The organism is Pseudomonas sp. PAMC 26793 (assembly GCF_000313235.1).
Lineage (GTDB): Bacteria > Pseudomonadota > Gammaproteobacteria > Pseudomonadales > Pseudomonadaceae > Aquipseudomonas > Aquipseudomonas yamanorum.
The window spans coordinates 482306-496778 of record NZ_AMXG01000036.1 but is presented as its reverse complement, the minus strand read 5'-3'; the positions used below and the strand labels follow the sequence as shown (position 1 = coordinate 496778).

The window sequence follows — 14473 nt, the reverse complement described above, 5'->3', positions numbered from 1 at the left end:
CACTACCGGCAACAGACCGGTTGTTAACAACAACAATGGTGATTCCCGATGTCCGCTCGTACCCGCCTCTTTGCCCCGACTCCACCCGTACGCCTCGTGCTGTTCGTTCTGCGCTGAGCCCAACTGGTTCGCCATTCCCTAGCCGCGCTACGCCTGGAGTATTCCTATGCTGACTTTCCTTGGCTTTGCCATGGTCATCACGTTCATGTTCCTGATCATGACCAAGCGCCTGTCCGCGCTGATTGCCCTGATCATCGTGCCGATCCTGTTCGCGCTGTTCGGCGGCTTCGCGCCGAAGATCGGCCCGATGATGCTCGAAGGCATCACCAAGCTCGCGCCGACCGGCGTAATGCTGATGTTCGCCATTCTCTACTTTGCCCTGATGATCGACTCCGGCCTGTTCGACCCGGCTGTGCGCAAGATCCTCAAACTGGTGAAGGGCGACCCGCTGAAGGTCTCGGTCGGCACCGCCGTACTGGCCCTGGTGGTCTCGCTGGACGGTGACGGCGCCACCACCTACATGATCTGCGTGGCCGCCATGCTGCCGCTGTACAAGCGCATCGGCATGAGCCCGCGGATCATGGCCGGCCTGATCATCCTCGCCGGCGGCGTGATGAACATGACCCCGTGGGGCGGCCCGACGGCTCGTGCGGCCAGCGCGCTGCATGTAGACCCGTCGGATATTTTCGTTCCGATGATCCCGGCGATGCTGGCGGGTGTGGTTGCGATCCTGGTAATTGCCTACATGTACGGCAAACGCGAACGCGCGCGCCTCGGCGAACTGCACCTGCACGGCGACGAGATCGACCACAGCGAAATCAGCGTTTCACAGTACCCGGATGCCCGCCGTCCAAAGTTGATCTGGTTCAACGGCGCCTTGACCCTGGCCCTGATGTGCACCCTGATCGCCGGCCTGCTGCCGCTGCCCGTGCTGTTCATGGTGGCCTTCAGTATCGCGATGATCGTCAACTACCCGTGCCTGCAGCAGCAGAAAGACCGCGTCGCCGCCCACGCCGGCAGCGTATTGGCGGTAGTCGGGTTGATCTTCGCCGCCGGTATCTTCACCGGCATCCTGTCCGGCACCGGCATGGTCGATGCCATGTCCAAGAGCCTGCTGGCGGTCATCCCTGATGCCCTGGGCCCTTACCTGGCCGTGATCACCGCGCTGGTGAGCATGCCGTTTACCTTCTTCATGTCCAACGATGCCTTCTATTACGGCGTTCTGCCGGTACTGGCCGAAGCCGCCAGCCACTACGGCATCACCGCCGTGGAAATGGCCCGCGCCTCGATCGTTGGCCAACCCGTGCACTTGTTGAGCCCACTGGTTCCATCCACCTACCTGTTGGTGGCGCTGGCGGGTATCGAATTTGGCGATCACCAGCGCTTCACCCTCAAGTGGGCGGTGCTGGTGTGCCTGTGCATAATGGTCGCCGCATTGCTGATGGGGATTTTTCCGCTGTTCAGCACTCTATAATCGTACAACTCACTGCGCCGGCTCCTAAAGCTGGCGCGGTCTAACACTCGTTCAAAGGAATACACATGGAATGGCTGACCAATCCGGAAATCTGGATTGCTTTCTTCACCCTGACGGCCCTCGAGATCGTCCTGGGCATCGATAACATCATCATGATTTCGATCCTGGTCAGCCGCATGCCCAAGCACATGCAGGCACGTACCCGGATCTTCGGCCTGGCCCTGGCAATGGTCACGCGGATCCTGTTGTTGCTGTCGATCACTTGGGTGATGCGCCTCACCGACGACCTGTTCGTGGTGTTCGGCCAGGGCATTTCCGGCCGCGACCTGATCCTGTTCTTCGGTGGCCTGTTCCTGCTGTGGAAAAGCTCCCAGGAGATGTACCACGCCCTGGAAGGTGAAGACGAAACCCACGACGAGCCGAAAGGTGCCGGTGGCAAGTTCATCTACACCATCATCCAGATCGCGATCATCGACATCGTGTTCTCCCTGGACTCGGTGATTACCGCCGTCGGTATGGTTTCCCATGTACCGGTGATGGTGGCCGCGATCATCGTCGCCGTACTGGTGATGATGCTGGCTGCTGGCACCATCAGCGATTTCATCGACAAGCACCCGTCGCTGAAGATGCTGGCGCTGTCGTTCCTGCTGGTGGTGGGTACCGTGCTGATCGCCGAAGCCTTCGATGTTCACGTACCAAAAGGCTACGTTTACTTCGCCATGGCGTTCTCTCTGGCGGTAGAAGCGGTGAACATCAAGATGCGCACTGCCATCGCGAAAAAGAAGAAACAGCAGGACCCTGTGAAACTGCGCAAGGACATTCCGGGTCAATAACCTTGACCCGCTGCTGAAGAAGGGGCTCTCGAGCCCCTTTTTTTCATCTGCAAAAAGCTGATTTCATGACAGTTTTGTTTCAATCCCGACTTTAGCTATGCGATGCTGGCGCCGAGCCCATTCGCCAACTACAGCTTAAGTACAAGACGTAGAAAGGCACGCGGCACTATTCACTGGCTCCGATTGGAGCACGACTCAACACAGGGGGCCCAGCATGCTGACCCTGCTCAATCTGCTTTCCGCGGTAACCCTGCTGATCTGGGGCACGCACATCGTCCGTACCGGCATCCTGCGGGTTTATGGCTCCAACTTGCGCCAGGTCATCGGGCAGAACATGTCCAAGCGCTGGCTGGCGTTTATCGCCGGCATCCTGGTGACGGCCATGGTGCAAAGCAGCAACGCCACGGCGATGCTGGTGACCTCGTTTGTCGGCCAGGGCCTGATGGGCCTGATGCCTGCCTTGGCGACCATGCTCGGTGCCGACGTCGGTACGGCGCTGATGGCCCGGGTACTGACCTTTGACCTCTCATGGCTGTCACCGCTGCTGATTTTCCTCGGGGTGATTTTCTTCCTGTCGCGCAAACAGACCCGCGCCGGGCAGATGGGTCGTGTCGGGATCGGTCTCGGGCTGATCATCCTCGCGCTGCAATTGATCGTCGAAGCCGCAGGCCCGATTACTCACGCGCAGGGTGTTAAAGTCCTGTTCGCCTCGCTGACCGGCGACATCTTGCTCGACGCCCTGGTCGGCGCGCTGTTCGCGATGATTTCCTACTCCAGCCTGGCCGCCGTCCTGCTGACCGCGACCCTGGCCGGTGCCGGCGTGATCGGCCTGCACGTGGCCATCGGCCTGGTGATCGGCGCCAACATCGGCAGCGGCGTGCTGGCCTTCCTCAGCACCAGCATGCAGAACGCTGCCGGGCGCCAGGTGGCCCTGGGCAGCCTGCTCTACAAGCTGATCGGCTTGTTGCTGATCATCCCGGTACTCGACCCGCTGGTCGGCTGGATGGACACTCTGGACTACAGCCCCCAAGGCATGGTGATCACCTTTCACCTGCTCTATAACGTTATCCGTTGCCTGATTCTGCTGCCGACCATCGGCCCGATGTCCCGCCTATGCGCCTGGCTGTTACCGGAACGCGAGGAGGTCAACGGTCTGGCCAAGCCGCGCCACCTGGACCTGGCAGCACTCGCCACCCCAAGCCTGGCACTGGCCAACGCCGCCCGCGAAACCCTGCGCCTGGGGGACCTGATCGACAACATGCTGACCTCGATGCTGGAAGTGCTGCGGGGCAAGCAGACCGCCATTACCCAGGAAATGCGCAGCCTGAGCGACGATGTCGAGGCGCTCTACAGCGCGATCAAGCTCTACCTTGCGCAAATGCCCCGGGAAGACCTCAGCGAGCAAGACAGCCGACGCTGGGCCGAGATCATCGAGCTGTCGATCAACCTGAAACTGGCCGGCGACCTGATCGAACGCATGCTGCGCAAGGTCCAGCAGCAAAAGACCTCCCAGCGCCGCTCGTTCTCCGAAGTCGGCCTGGAAGAGCTGGCCGGCCTGCAAACCCAGCTGATTGCCAACCTGCGCCTGGGCCTGTCGGTGTTCCTCAGCGCCGACCCGGAAAGCGCCCGGCAACTGCTGCGGGAAAAACGTCGCTTCCGCGCTCAGGAGCGTCGCCTGGCCCACGCCCACGTGAGCCGCTTGCAACGTAAAATCGTACAGAGCCTGGAGACCAGTTCCCTGCACCTGGAGCTGATTGCCGACATGAAGCGTCTGAACTCGCTGTTCTGCAGCAGCGCGTATGTGGTGCTGGAAACCACCGACACCGGCGCCCTCTCGGCGGACGATATTGCCGACATCACCCATTCGCCCTGAACGTACGACGGCGAGTGAAGTCAGTTAACAACGGACCTCACTCGCCAGGAAGCCTGTTATGCGTCGCCTGCTATTCGCCTGCCTGCTCATGGGCTCGGCACACACCTTTGCCTTTGACCGCCTGCAAGTCGAGGGCTACACCCTGCCCAACGGCCTGCAATTGCTGCTCAAGCCGGGCACTGAACGCGGCCACGTGGCCATTCGCCTGGTGGTGGGTGTGGGCCTGGATGACTTCAGTTGCGAAGACAAGGAGCTGCCGCACCTGCTGGAACACCTGCTGTTCAGCGGTATAGACGGCGGCGGTGAAGGTGAGCTGGAAGAACGCATGCAAGCCCTCGGCGGTGACTGGAACGCCTACACCAGCAACGCCGACACCACCTTCGTCATCGAAGCCCCGGCGCAAAACCAGCGCAAGGTACTCGACCTGCTGCTGGCCATCATCACCCGCACCCAGCTGACCGACGCCAACATCAACGCCGCCAAACAGGTGGTGGAGCGCGAAGACGGCGGCCATTACTCACACCTGCAACGCCTGCTGGACCGCCAGGACCTCGGCCACAAGGCCAGCAGTCAGCTTGCCGTCGAGCTGGGCCTCAAATGCGCCGAGCGGGCCGAAGTCGAGCAACTGACTCGCGACCAGTTGGAAAAGCTGCGCAAGGCCTGGTACGCCCCCAACAACATGACCCTGATCATTGTCGGCGACCTCGACAAGCTGCTGCCGGCCTATCTCGAACGCACCTACGGCGCACTTGACCCGGTTGACCCCAGCGAACATCGCCCACTGCCGGACATTCAACACGCCGCCGCCATTCGCCGCGACCTGATCCACGGTTGGGTCGGTGACAACGCCAAACTGCACTGGTTATTCCCCGAGCCGGTACTGGACGACCAGTATGATGAAACCTTCGACCTGCTCAAGGACTACCTGGACTGGGCGCTGTATCGCCAACTGCGGCTGCAGCATGGTTTGTCCTACGGCCCATGGAGCGAGCGCGAAGTGCTGGGCGGTGTCGGCTTCATGAGCCTCAACGCCGACCTTGAACGCGACAACCTGCCCGAAGCCGAGCACGTACTGGAAACCCTCAGGGCCCAACTGCTCAAGGACGGCCTCGACCCGGCCACCTTCGCCCGCCTGCAACAAGCCGCCATCGCCCGCCAGGCCTGGGCCGTTCAAGGTAATAGCGCGTTGGCCGACTATTACTGGAGTGCCTCGGGCGACTACGCCAAAGGGCGTTTCAGCGACCCGGCCAAGCGCATCAAGGCCGTCAGCCTGGAGCAAGCCAACCAGGCCATGCGCGAACTGCTCAAGCAGAACGGCTACTGGCGCATCGAGAAACCGTTGTTCAGCTACGACACCCTCAACTGGATCGCCGCCGGCGCGCTGGGGCTGCTTGCAATTGTGTTGCTGGGCGTGTGGCGTTATCGCAAAGGGATTGCGTAATCAGGCCCCGAGAAAACGGCTAAAACGTTATTCTGTCTGGGATTTTTTCCTACAAAAACTGTGAACTGCCGAATGCCTAACCTGACCCACTACATCCAGCGCATCCTCGAGCTGATGAAGCGCTACCCAGGGGTGATTGCACTCGGCGGCTTCATCTCGGGTGTGAGCAGCTTCATCCTGGTGGATCGCCAGCAAGGCATGGCCAGCTGGATCGCGATCATTATGCTGGTGAGCTGGTTATGGCTGATGCTCGAAAACAGCCTCACCCAACTGTTCAGCAAAGTCTTCAAACGGGAAATCCCCGAACCGCTGCTGCGCTACGCCACGCAGATGATCCACCAAGAAAGCCTGTTTTTTGTTCTGCCGTTCTTTTTTGTCACCACCACCTGGAACAGCGGCCAGTCGATTTTTACCGGCCTGCTGGGCGCGGCGGCGCTGGTCTCCATCACCGACCCGCTGTACTACAAATGGCTGGCGCCCAAACGCTCGCTCTTTCTGGCACTGCACACCCTGACCCTGTTTGCGGCCCTGCTGACCGCGCTGCCGATCATCCTCCACCTGACCACCGCCGAGAGTTACAAACTGGCCCTCGGCGTGGCAATGCTGCTGTCGATCCCGAGCCTGGCCGTGAGCCTGCCGCTGCGCAGCATCAAGGGCTGGGCGATGCTGTTGGGGGTTACCGCGGCGATTGGTTGCGCCGGCTGGTTCCTGCGCACGTGGGTGCCGCCCGCTACCCTGTGGATGACCGAAGTGGCCATCAGCACCCAATTGCAAGACCGCACACCCGGCGATGACCTGAAAGAAGTCAGCGCCGCCCAGCTGCGCAGCAGCGGGCTGTATGCCTACACCGCGATCAACGCGCCGCGCGGCCTGGATGAGCGGATCTACCATGTGTGGAAATTCAACGGCAAGGAAGTCGACCGCATCGCCCTGGACATCCATGGTGGGCGCAAGGAAGGCTATCGGGCCTGGACCCACAAGCAGAACTTCCCCCCCGACTCGGTGGGACGCTGGCAGGTACGGGTGCTGACCGAAGATGGCCAAGTGATCGGTGTGTTGCGCTTCAAGGTGACTGACCCCGGTCAGGACGCCACAACGCCAGACGCGCCAAAGTAGGCAGGATCGTGCTATTACGTAGGAATTCTGGAATAGCCAAACAAGCTCGGAGCTTATGACCAGTAGCACAACGGCCGGTGCAGCCCATCTGGACACGTCCACCCAACCTCCACTGTTGAGGATTACGGGAGATTGGACGCTGGCCCACTATGCCAACCTGAAGAAGCTGTCGGAAAAGCTCGACGGCCAGTACGACGCGGGCGCACGCATCGACCTTAACGGTCTCGGCGCCCTGGACACCGCCGGCGCCTCGCTGCTGGTGGAGTTGCTCGGCCCCGAGCGTATCGAACAATCCGCCGAACAGACCGACTGCAACCTCTCGACCGCCGACCGCGCATTGCTGAAAACCGTCTACCGCTCCCTGAACGACTTCTGTGTGCCGGTCAAAGAACCGGAAGAAGCCGCCGGCATCATATTGCTCGCGCGCATTGGCGGCGCGGTCTACACCGTCTGGCAAGACGGCATGAAACTGCTGGGCTTTATCGGCCTGATCCTCGAAACCTTCGCCCGTGGCGTATTCCGGCCCAAGCGCTGGCGCGTGACGCCAATGGTCGCGCATATCGAACAGACCGGTCTCGACGCCGCGCCCATCGTGGCCTTGCTGACCTTTCTGGTGGGCGCGGTGGTGGCGTTTCTCGGCGCCACGGTGCTGGCCAGTTTTGGCGCGAGCATTTTTACCGTGGACCTGGTGGCGTTCTCCTTCCTGCGGGAATTCGGCGTGTTGCTTACCGCGATCCTGATGGCCGGCCGCACCGCCAGTGCCTTCACCGCACAGATCGGCTCGATGAAGGCCAACGAAGAGATCGACGCGATTCGCACCTTGGGCCTCGACCCGATGGAATTGCTGGTGCTGCCCCGGGTGCTGGCATTGCTGGTGGCGCTGCCGATGCTGACGTTCCTCGCGATGCTCTCGGGGATTATCGGCGGCGGTGTGGTGTGTGCCGTGGCCCTGGATATTTCGCCGGCGATGTTCCTCTCGCTGCTGCAATCGGACATTGGCGTGCAGCACTTCCTCGTCGGCATGGTCAAGGCGCCGATCTTCGCATTCCTGATCGCCGCCATCGGCTGCCTCGAAGGTTTCAAGGTCAGCGGCAGCGCCGAATCCGTCGGTGCCCACACCACCTCCAGCGTGGTGCAATCGATTTTCGTGGTGATCGTACTGGATGCGGTCGCCGCACTGTTCTTCATGGAGATGGGCTGGTGAGTCGTCTGCGCCGTGCGCCCACTGAGGCGGTGATCGAAGTCCGCGGGCTGTGCAACCGCTTTGGTTCGCAAAGCGTGCACGAGAACCTCGACCTGGATTTGTACAAGGGCGAAATCCTCGCCGTCGTCGGAGGCTCCGGCAGCGGCAAGTCGGTGCTGCTGCGCAGCATCATTGGTTTGCGCCAGCCGAGCGAAGGGGAAGTGCGGGTGTTCGGGCAGAACTTGCCGAGCCTCTCGGAACACGAGCGCTCGATGGTGGAACGGCGCTTCGGTGTGCTGTTCCAGAAGGGCGCGCTGTTTTCCTCGCTGACGGTCACCGAAAACGTTGCCTTGCCACTGATCGAACATGCCGGCCTCAGCCGCCCCGATGCCGAACACCTGGCGGCGGTAAAGCTGGCGTTGGCCGGATTGCCGCTGTCGGCCGCGGACAAATATCCATCGTCACTCTCCGGCGGCATGATCAAGCGCGCGGCCCTGGCCCGTGCCCTGGCGCTGGACCCGGACATTCTGTTTCTCGACGAGCCCACCGCCGGCCTCGACCCGATCGGCGCCGCCGCCTTCGACCAACTGATCCTGACCCTGCGCGATGCGTTGGGCCTGAGCGTGTTCCTGGTCACCCACGACCTCGACACGCTGTACACCATCACCGACCGCGTGGCGGTGCTGGCGCAGAAAAAGGTACTGGTGGCAGATGCCATCGATGTCGTCTCGGAAACCGACGACGCCTGGATTCACGAATACTTCCATGGCCCACGGGGCCGCGCGGCATTGGATGCCGCTCAACTGCTCAACGAGGTATGACATGGAAACCCGAGCCCATCATGTGATGATCGGTCTGTTCAGCGTGATCGTCGTGGTCGGCGCCATGCTGTTTGGCCTGTGGCTGGCCAAATCCAGCGTCGACAGCGCCTTTCAGGATTACGAAGTGATCTTCAACGAGGCGGTCAGTGGTTTGTCCCAAGGCAGCGCCGTGCAGTACAGCGGGATCAAGGTGGGCGACGTCACCAGCCTGCGCCTCGACCCGAAAGACCCGCGCCGGGTATTGGCACGCATCCGTCTGGCCGGCCAAACACCGATCAAGGAAGACACCCAGGCCAAGCTGGCCCTGACCGGCATCACCGGCACCTCGATCATCCAGCTCAGCGGCGGCACGCCCCAAAGCCCGGAACTCAAGGGCAAGGACGGCGAGTTGCCACAAATCATCGCCTCACCGTCGCCTATCGCTCGCCTGCTGAACAACAGCAATGACCTGATGACCAGCATCAACCTGCTGCTGCACAACGCCAACCACATGTTCTCCCGGGAGAACGTCGAGCGCCTCAGCAACACCCTGGACAACCTGCAGCAGACCACCGGCGCGATTGCCGACCAACGCGGCGACATCAAGGTGGTGATGCAGCAATTGATGCAGGTGAGCAAACAGGCCAGCGCCACCCTGGAGCAAACCACCGCACTGATGCGCAACGCCAACGGTTTACTCAATGATCAGGGCAAGCAGGTGTTCGGCAGCGCTGAAAAGGCCATGCAGTCCCTTCAACAAAGCACGGCCACGATCGACACCTTGCTGACCAACAACAAGGATTCCCTGAACAGTGGCATGCAGGGTCTCAACGAACTGGCGCCAGCGGTGCGCGAGCTGCGGGAAACCCTGGGTTCGTTGCGCGCCATTTCTCGCCGCCTGGAAGCCAACCCCAGCGGTTACCTGCTGGGCAGCGACAAGAACAAGGAGTTCACGCCATGAAGCGTGCTTACCAAGTGATCGCCCCCGTTGCCCTGGCATTGGTCAGTGCGTGTTCGATCTTGCCCAAGGCGGACCCTTCGGACGTGTACCGGCTGCCCTCGGCCCAGACCACCGCGCAGGCCAGCCCTGTGACCTGGTCGCTGCGCGTGGCCAAGCCGCAGACCAGCGAATTCCTCGACAGCCCGCGGATTGCCGTAGTGCCTAACGGTGACCTGATCAGCAGCTACGCGAATTCCCGCTGGAGCGATCCGGCACCGGTGCTGTTGCGTAACCGGTTGCTGGACGGGTTCCAGCGGGACGGACGGGTGACGCTGCTCAGTACCGATGAGACCAATCTGCAGGCGGACTTTGAGCTGGGCGGGCAGTTGCAGGCGTTTCAGAGTGAGTATCGCGGCAGTGCGGTTGAGGTGGTGATACGCCTGGACGCGCGGTTGGTGCGCGGGAGTGATCAGCGGATTATTGCCAGCAAGCGGTTTGAGGTGAGACAGCCGGTGGGGGATACCAAGGTGCCGGCGGTGGTGGCCGGGTTTGGTCAGGCTGGGGATGCGTTGAACAAGCAGGTGGTGGATTGGGCAGTCGGCCTGGGAAGCCGCGCTTTTGTGGCGAGGGAGCTTGCTCCCGTTGGGCTGCGCAGCAGCCCCAAAACCAGTCAATGAGCTTTGACTGACACACCTGCGATAACTTACTGGGGCCGCTTCGCGGCCCAACGGGAGCAAGCTCCCTCGCCACAGGGGATTTAGCGCTTAGCCGAAGAACCAGTAGCACACCGCAATCGCCGCCACGACGCCAGCAAACTCCGCCAACAACGCACACCCCACCGCATGCCGCGCCCGCTGGATCCCCACCGAGCCAAAGTACACCGCCAACACATAAAACGTGGTCTCGGTACTGCCCTGAATCGTCGCCGCCACCAACGCCGGGAAGCTGTCCACGCCCTGGGTCTGCATCGTCTCAATCAGCATCGCCCGCGCCGCGCTGCCGGAGAACGGCTTGACCATCGCCGTCGGCAACGCATCGACAAAGCGCGTGTCCATGCCGGTCCAGGCCACCACATGGCGAATCCCTTCCAGGCCGAAATCCAGCGCGCCGGACGCCCGCAACACGCCCACGGCACAGAGCATCGCCACCAGGTACGGCAGCAGGTTCTTGGCCACGTCAAAACCTTCTTTGGCGCCTTCGACAAACGCCTCGTAGACCTTCACCTTGCGCAGCGCGCCGATCACCAGGAACAGCATGATCAGCCCGAACAGCGTCAGGTTGCCGAGGATCGACGACAGGCCCGCCAGCGCAGTGGCTGAGAGCGTCGCCAGCAAGGCCATGAAACCACCCAGTACCAGCGCACCCGGAATCAGATACGCAAGCACCACCGGGTCCCACAGCCGCAGGCGTTGCATCACCGCCACCGACAGCAGGCCCACCAGGGTCGAGGCGCTGGTGGCCAGCAGGATCGGCAGGAACACCAGCGTTGGGTCCGCTGCACCTTGTTGGGCGCGGTACATGAAGATGGTGACCGGCAGCAGGGTCAGGGAAGACGCGTTGAGCACCAGGAACAAAATTTGCGCATTACTGGCGGTGTTGGGGATGGGGTTGAGCTCTTGCAGCGCCTTCATGGCCTTGAGGCCGATGGGCGTGGCGGCATTGTCGAGGCCCAGGCCGTTGGCGGCGAAGTTGAGGGTGATCAAGCCGATGGCCGGGTGGCCGGCGGGCACTTCCGGCATCAGGCGCCGGAACAGAGGGCCAAGGGCCTTGGCCAGCCAATCGACGATCCCGGCTTTCTCGGCGATGCGCAGGAAGCCCAACCACAAGGTCAGGGTGCCGAACAGCAACACCATCACCTCGACCGACAGCTTGGCCATGGCGAAAATGCTTTCCACCATCGCCGCAAAGATGCCGGCGTTACCGCCAATCAGCCATTGCGCCAGCGCGGACACCATCGCCACGATAAAAAAGCCAAGCCACAGGCCATTGAGCATCAGTTGAATCCCCCGAAAGATGGGGCGAATGATAGCGGGGCTGGCAGAAACGACAAACCCCGGAATTTTCCGGGGTTTGCGTAGGAGCCAACTCTGGCGATCAGCCGCGAGTAGTCTCGCCGGCCGGTAGTACTTGCTTGGTGCGCCAGTGCGGCAGGGAGTTCCAGTAACGCTCGCCCTTGGCGTCGTCGTACATGCCTTCCCAGCGGGAGATGACCAGTACGGCCAAGGCGTTACCGATCACGTTCAGTGCAGTACGCGCCATGTCCATGATGCGGTCGACACCGGCGATGAACGCCAGGCCTTCCAGCGGAATACCCACGCTGCCCAGGGTCGCCAGCAGTACCACGAACGACACACCCGGTACGCCGGCGATGCCTTTGGAGGTGACCATCAAGGTCAGCACCAGCATCAGTTGCTGGCCAATCGACAGGTCGATGCCATACAGCTGGGCGATAAAGATCGCCGCGATGCTCTGGTACAGGGTCGAACCGTCGAGGTTGAACGAGTAACCGGTCGGCACCACAAAGCTGCAGATCGCCTTCGGCGCGCCGTAGGCTTCCATCTTCTCGATCACACGCGGCAGTACGGTTTCGGAACTGGCGGTGGAGTAGGCCAGCACCAGCTCATCCTTGAAGATGCGCATCAGCTTGATCACCGAGAAGCCGAACAGGCGGGCGATCAGGCCGAGCACCACAAAGGCGAAGAACAGGATGGCGACGTAAACCAGGATCACCAGCTTCGCCAGCGGCAGCAGCGAAGCGAACCCGAAGTTGGCGACGGTCACTGCGATCAGGGCAAATACACCGATCGGGGCGTATTTCATGATCATGTGGGTGACTTTGAACATGCTCTCGGACACGCCCTGGAACATGGTCACCAGGGGCTCGCGCAGTTCAGGCTTGAGGCTCGACAAGCCCAGGCCGAACAATACCGAGAAGAAGATGATCGGCAGCATGTCGCCACGGGCGACGGCGGCGAAGATGTTCGACGGGATCAGGTTGAGGATCGTCTCGATGAACGCATGCTCATGCTGAACCTCGGCGGCGGTGGCCGTGTATTTGGAAATGTCGACGGTACCAAGAGTACTCATGTCGATGCCCGTACCCGGATGGAACAGGTTGGCCAACAGCAGGCCGACCACAATGGCGATGGTGGTGACCACTTCGAAGTAAAGGATGGTTTTCACGCCGATCCGACCGAGCTTTTTCGCATCCCCAACACCGGCGATCCCGACAATCAGCGACGAAATCACGATCGGGATAACGATCATCTTGATCAGGCGGATAAAGATATCGCCAGCGGGCTGCAATACGTTGCTGATCCACCAGGCCTTTTCAGCACTGAAATGGTTAAGCACCGCACCGATTGCAATCCCCAGCACCAGACCGATGAGGATCTGCCAGGCGAGGCTTAGCTTTGCCTTCTTCATGTCATTACCCTTACTTCAAGTGGACTCAGGCAGATGCGCCAGCAGCTGGAACGCTCGAGAGCGAAAAAGTGTGTGCATCTGCCCCCGTAGAAGGTCACCGCAGTTGGCCGATATGGCTCACTGGCAGGCGAAAAAAGGCGCAACTATTCCGATGCAAGCAGGCGACGTCTAATGCCGTAAACGCCTACCCTATGCCGAATCGGCATGAGTTTTTTTGAGTTTTTCTGTCTGAACGGTCAGTTCGAATACGACATTTCGGCAGGCATAAATGCCGCGAACCTGCCATTTCAGGCTTGCGCAGGGTTTTTTGAAATTCTACGGTCGCGGTTGAAAACCCCTGAAATTTCCTACGCATACCATCGAAAAACTCGTCTGGCAGGAGACAAACTTTCTCGATAGATGGTCACGCGGAAACACTAAGAAATGGTTGGGGCGACGCAAAAAGAAAAATGGCCGCTATGGGCGGCATGACTGAAGCGGGCATAAGAGCCGCAAGCCCGTTGCAAGTTCCACAAACCGTCGGCTTGGGAACTTGCGTCGCAGCTTTTCACCTGACCCGGCCCTTGCGCAGGCACTCCCTGTCCCCGTAGGTCACGCCGATCCGATCGATCAGAGCAACCCGGCCCCTTGGTCATGCACCGCCCTTGTCGGGCGATGCAAACAGAAAGAAGCATGGCGCTTCTTTCTATGGACGATAAGCCGGTAGACGACAGCGTCGTCAGACCGAACCTAGTACCAATTCGGATCTTTCTTGAGCTGTTCCATCAGCAGCTTCTGCATGCCTTCGTTCGGCTTGCCAAGAAAACGGTAGTCGGCGTGCCGTGTTGGCGATTTGTCCGCAGGCAGGCCCGCAGGAACTTCCACCAACATGGCGTAGGCATCTTCCTTATCGAAGCTGAAAGCGACGATCAGGCGCTTGTTCAGGCACGTGTCTGCGGTCTCGCAGAGCGGCCCTACCAAGTACTTGTCGCCATCCTCTTCAACGGCATTCATCTGTTCAGCGCTGCCCGACAGGTTCAACACCCATTCCGGCAAACGCTCTTCCTTCTTCACCACGCTCTGCCAGGTTTCGCGGTACTGCGGGTTCGCACTCAGCAGTTCGTTGACCCGGGTCTGGCCGTCATTGGCAGCCAGCGCCAAGCCGCTGCCGCCCAACAACAGGGCGGCAGCCAAGACTTTAAGAGACGAATTGAACATGTTCAGCCTCGGCCACGACGGCCAAAGAAGAAGGAAGCGATAAACATCACCAGGAAGACCACAAACAGAATCTTGGCGATACCCGTGGCGGTGCCCGCGATACCACCGAAGCCCAGGACTGCAGCCACAATGGCGATGATCAGAAATGTGATTGCCCAACTCAACATGGTGATTCTCCTTACGCTTCTTT

At 60.9% G+C, this 14473-nt stretch carries 13 protein-coding genes; 9 read left to right on the top strand and 4 right to left on the bottom strand.

The window, feature by feature from the left end:
• Positions 1-166 precede the first annotated feature (166 nt).
• From D109_RS0117365 to D109_RS0117325, 9 genes are all read left to right on the top strand, one after another.
• Positions 167-1474 carry a CitMHS family transporter gene (locus tag D109_RS0117365; RefSeq protein WP_017477996.1) on the top strand — a complete coding sequence of 436 codons (1308 nt, stop codon included), beginning with the start codon at positions 167-169 and terminating at the stop codon, positions 1472-1474.
• Positions 1475-1539: 65 nt separating this feature from the next.
• Complete coding sequence (locus D109_RS0117360; protein ID WP_003214768.1) at positions 1540-2307, top strand: TerC family protein; 768 nt, start codon at positions 1540-1542, stop codon at positions 2305-2307.
• A gap of 214 nt (positions 2308-2521) precedes the next feature.
• Entirely contained in the window at positions 2522-4180 is a 1659-nt protein-coding gene (locus D109_RS0117355; RefSeq protein ID WP_017477995.1) for a Na/Pi cotransporter family protein, read from the top strand.
• Between the two features lie 58 nt (positions 4181-4238).
• Positions 4239-5621 (top strand): pitrilysin family protein, encoded by a 1383-nt coding sequence (locus D109_RS0117350; RefSeq protein WP_017477994.1) that lies wholly within the window; start codon positions 4239-4241, stop codon positions 5619-5621.
• A gap of 72 nt (positions 5622-5693) precedes the next feature.
• On the top strand, positions 5694-6737 hold the full coding sequence (locus D109_RS0117345) for a DUF5924 family protein (protein WP_017477993.1): 1044 nt from the start codon (positions 5694-5696) through the stop codon (positions 6735-6737).
• Between the two features lie 55 nt (positions 6738-6792).
• On the top strand, positions 6793-7941 hold the full coding sequence (locus tag D109_RS0117340; RefSeq protein ID WP_017477992.1) for an ABC transporter permease: 1149 nt from the start codon (positions 6793-6795) through the stop codon (positions 7939-7941).
• A complete protein-coding gene (locus D109_RS0117335) occupies positions 7938-8741 on the top strand; it encodes an ABC transporter ATP-binding protein (RefSeq protein WP_017477991.1) in 804 nt (267 codons plus the stop codon). The genes D109_RS0117340 and D109_RS0117335 overlap by 4 nt, the downstream gene beginning before the upstream one ends.
• Before the next feature lies 1 nt (position 8742).
• Positions 8743-9681 carry an MlaD family protein gene (locus D109_RS0117330; protein ID WP_017477990.1) on the top strand — a complete coding sequence of 313 codons (939 nt, stop codon included), beginning with the start codon at positions 8743-8745 and terminating at the stop codon, positions 9679-9681.
• Entirely contained in the window at positions 9678-10337 is a 660-nt protein-coding gene (locus tag D109_RS0117325; protein WP_017477989.1) for an ABC-type transport auxiliary lipoprotein family protein, read from the top strand. Before D109_RS0117330 ends, D109_RS0117325 begins: the two co-directional genes overlap by 4 nt.
• 87 nt (positions 10338-10424) lie before the next feature.
• Here D109_RS0117325 and D109_RS0117320 read toward each other — a convergent pair whose 3' ends face one another.
• From D109_RS0117320 to D109_RS1000000132925, 4 genes are all read right to left on the bottom strand, one after another.
• A complete protein-coding gene (locus D109_RS0117320; RefSeq protein ID WP_003214785.1) occupies positions 10425-11654 on the bottom strand; it encodes a nucleoside recognition domain-containing protein in 1230 nt (409 codons plus the stop codon).
• Positions 11655-11754: 100 nt separating this feature from the next.
• Positions 11755-13086: a glutamate/aspartate:proton symporter GltP gene (gene gltP / locus D109_RS0117315; protein ID WP_017477988.1), complete on the bottom strand. Its 1332-nt coding sequence runs from the start codon at positions 13084-13086 to the stop codon at positions 11755-11757.
• A gap of 729 nt (positions 13087-13815) precedes the next feature.
• Complete coding sequence (locus D109_RS0117310; RefSeq protein WP_017477987.1) at positions 13816-14283, bottom strand: inhibitor of vertebrate lysozyme family protein; 468 nt, start codon at positions 14281-14283, stop codon at positions 13816-13818.
• A 2-nt stretch (positions 14284-14285) separates the two neighbouring features.
• Entirely contained in the window at positions 14286-14450 is a 165-nt protein-coding gene (locus D109_RS1000000132925; RefSeq protein WP_003170804.1) for a DUF1328 domain-containing protein, read from the bottom strand.
• Positions 14451-14473 lie beyond the last annotated feature (23 nt).

What these genes read in the sequence shown, in the direction of transcription:
- D109_RS0117365 (WP_017477996.1), top strand. Translation starts at nt 167, where the DNA reads ATGCTGACTTTCCTTGGCTTTGCCATGGTCATCACGTTCATGTTCCTG.
- D109_RS0117360 (WP_003214768.1), top strand. Translation starts at nt 1,540, where the DNA reads ATGGAATGGCTGACCAATCCGGAAATCTGGATTGCTTTCTTCACCCTG.
- D109_RS0117355 (WP_017477995.1), top strand. Translation starts at nt 2,522, where the DNA reads ATGCTGACCCTGCTCAATCTGCTTTCCGCGGTAACCCTGCTGATCTGG.
- D109_RS0117350 (WP_017477994.1), top strand. Translation starts at nt 4,239, where the DNA reads ATGCGTCGCCTGCTATTCGCCTGCCTGCTCATGGGCTCGGCACACACC.
- D109_RS0117345 (WP_017477993.1), top strand. Translation starts at nt 5,694, where the DNA reads ATGCCTAACCTGACCCACTACATCCAGCGCATCCTCGAGCTGATGAAG.
- D109_RS0117340 (WP_017477992.1), top strand. Translation starts at nt 6,793, where the DNA reads ATGACCAGTAGCACAACGGCCGGTGCAGCCCATCTGGACACGTCCACC.
- D109_RS0117330 (WP_017477990.1), top strand. Translation starts at nt 8,743, where the DNA reads ATGGAAACCCGAGCCCATCATGTGATGATCGGTCTGTTCAGCGTGATC.
- D109_RS0117325 (WP_017477989.1), top strand. Translation starts at nt 9,678, where the DNA reads ATGAAGCGTGCTTACCAAGTGATCGCCCCCGTTGCCCTGGCATTGGTC.
- D109_RS0117320 (WP_003214785.1), bottom strand. Translation starts at nt 11,654, where the DNA reads ATGCTCAATGGCCTGTGGCTTGGCTTTTTTATCGTGGCGATGGTGTCC.
- gltP (WP_017477988.1), bottom strand. Translation starts at nt 13,086, where the DNA reads ATGAAGAAGGCAAAGCTAAGCCTCGCCTGGCAGATCCTCATCGGTCTG.
- D109_RS0117310 (WP_017477987.1), bottom strand. Translation starts at nt 14,283, where the DNA reads ATGTTCAATTCGTCTCTTAAAGTCTTGGCTGCCGCCCTGTTGTTGGGC.
- D109_RS1000000132925 (WP_003170804.1), bottom strand. Translation starts at nt 14,450, where the DNA reads ATGTTGAGTTGGGCAATCACATTTCTGATCATCGCCATTGTGGCTGCA.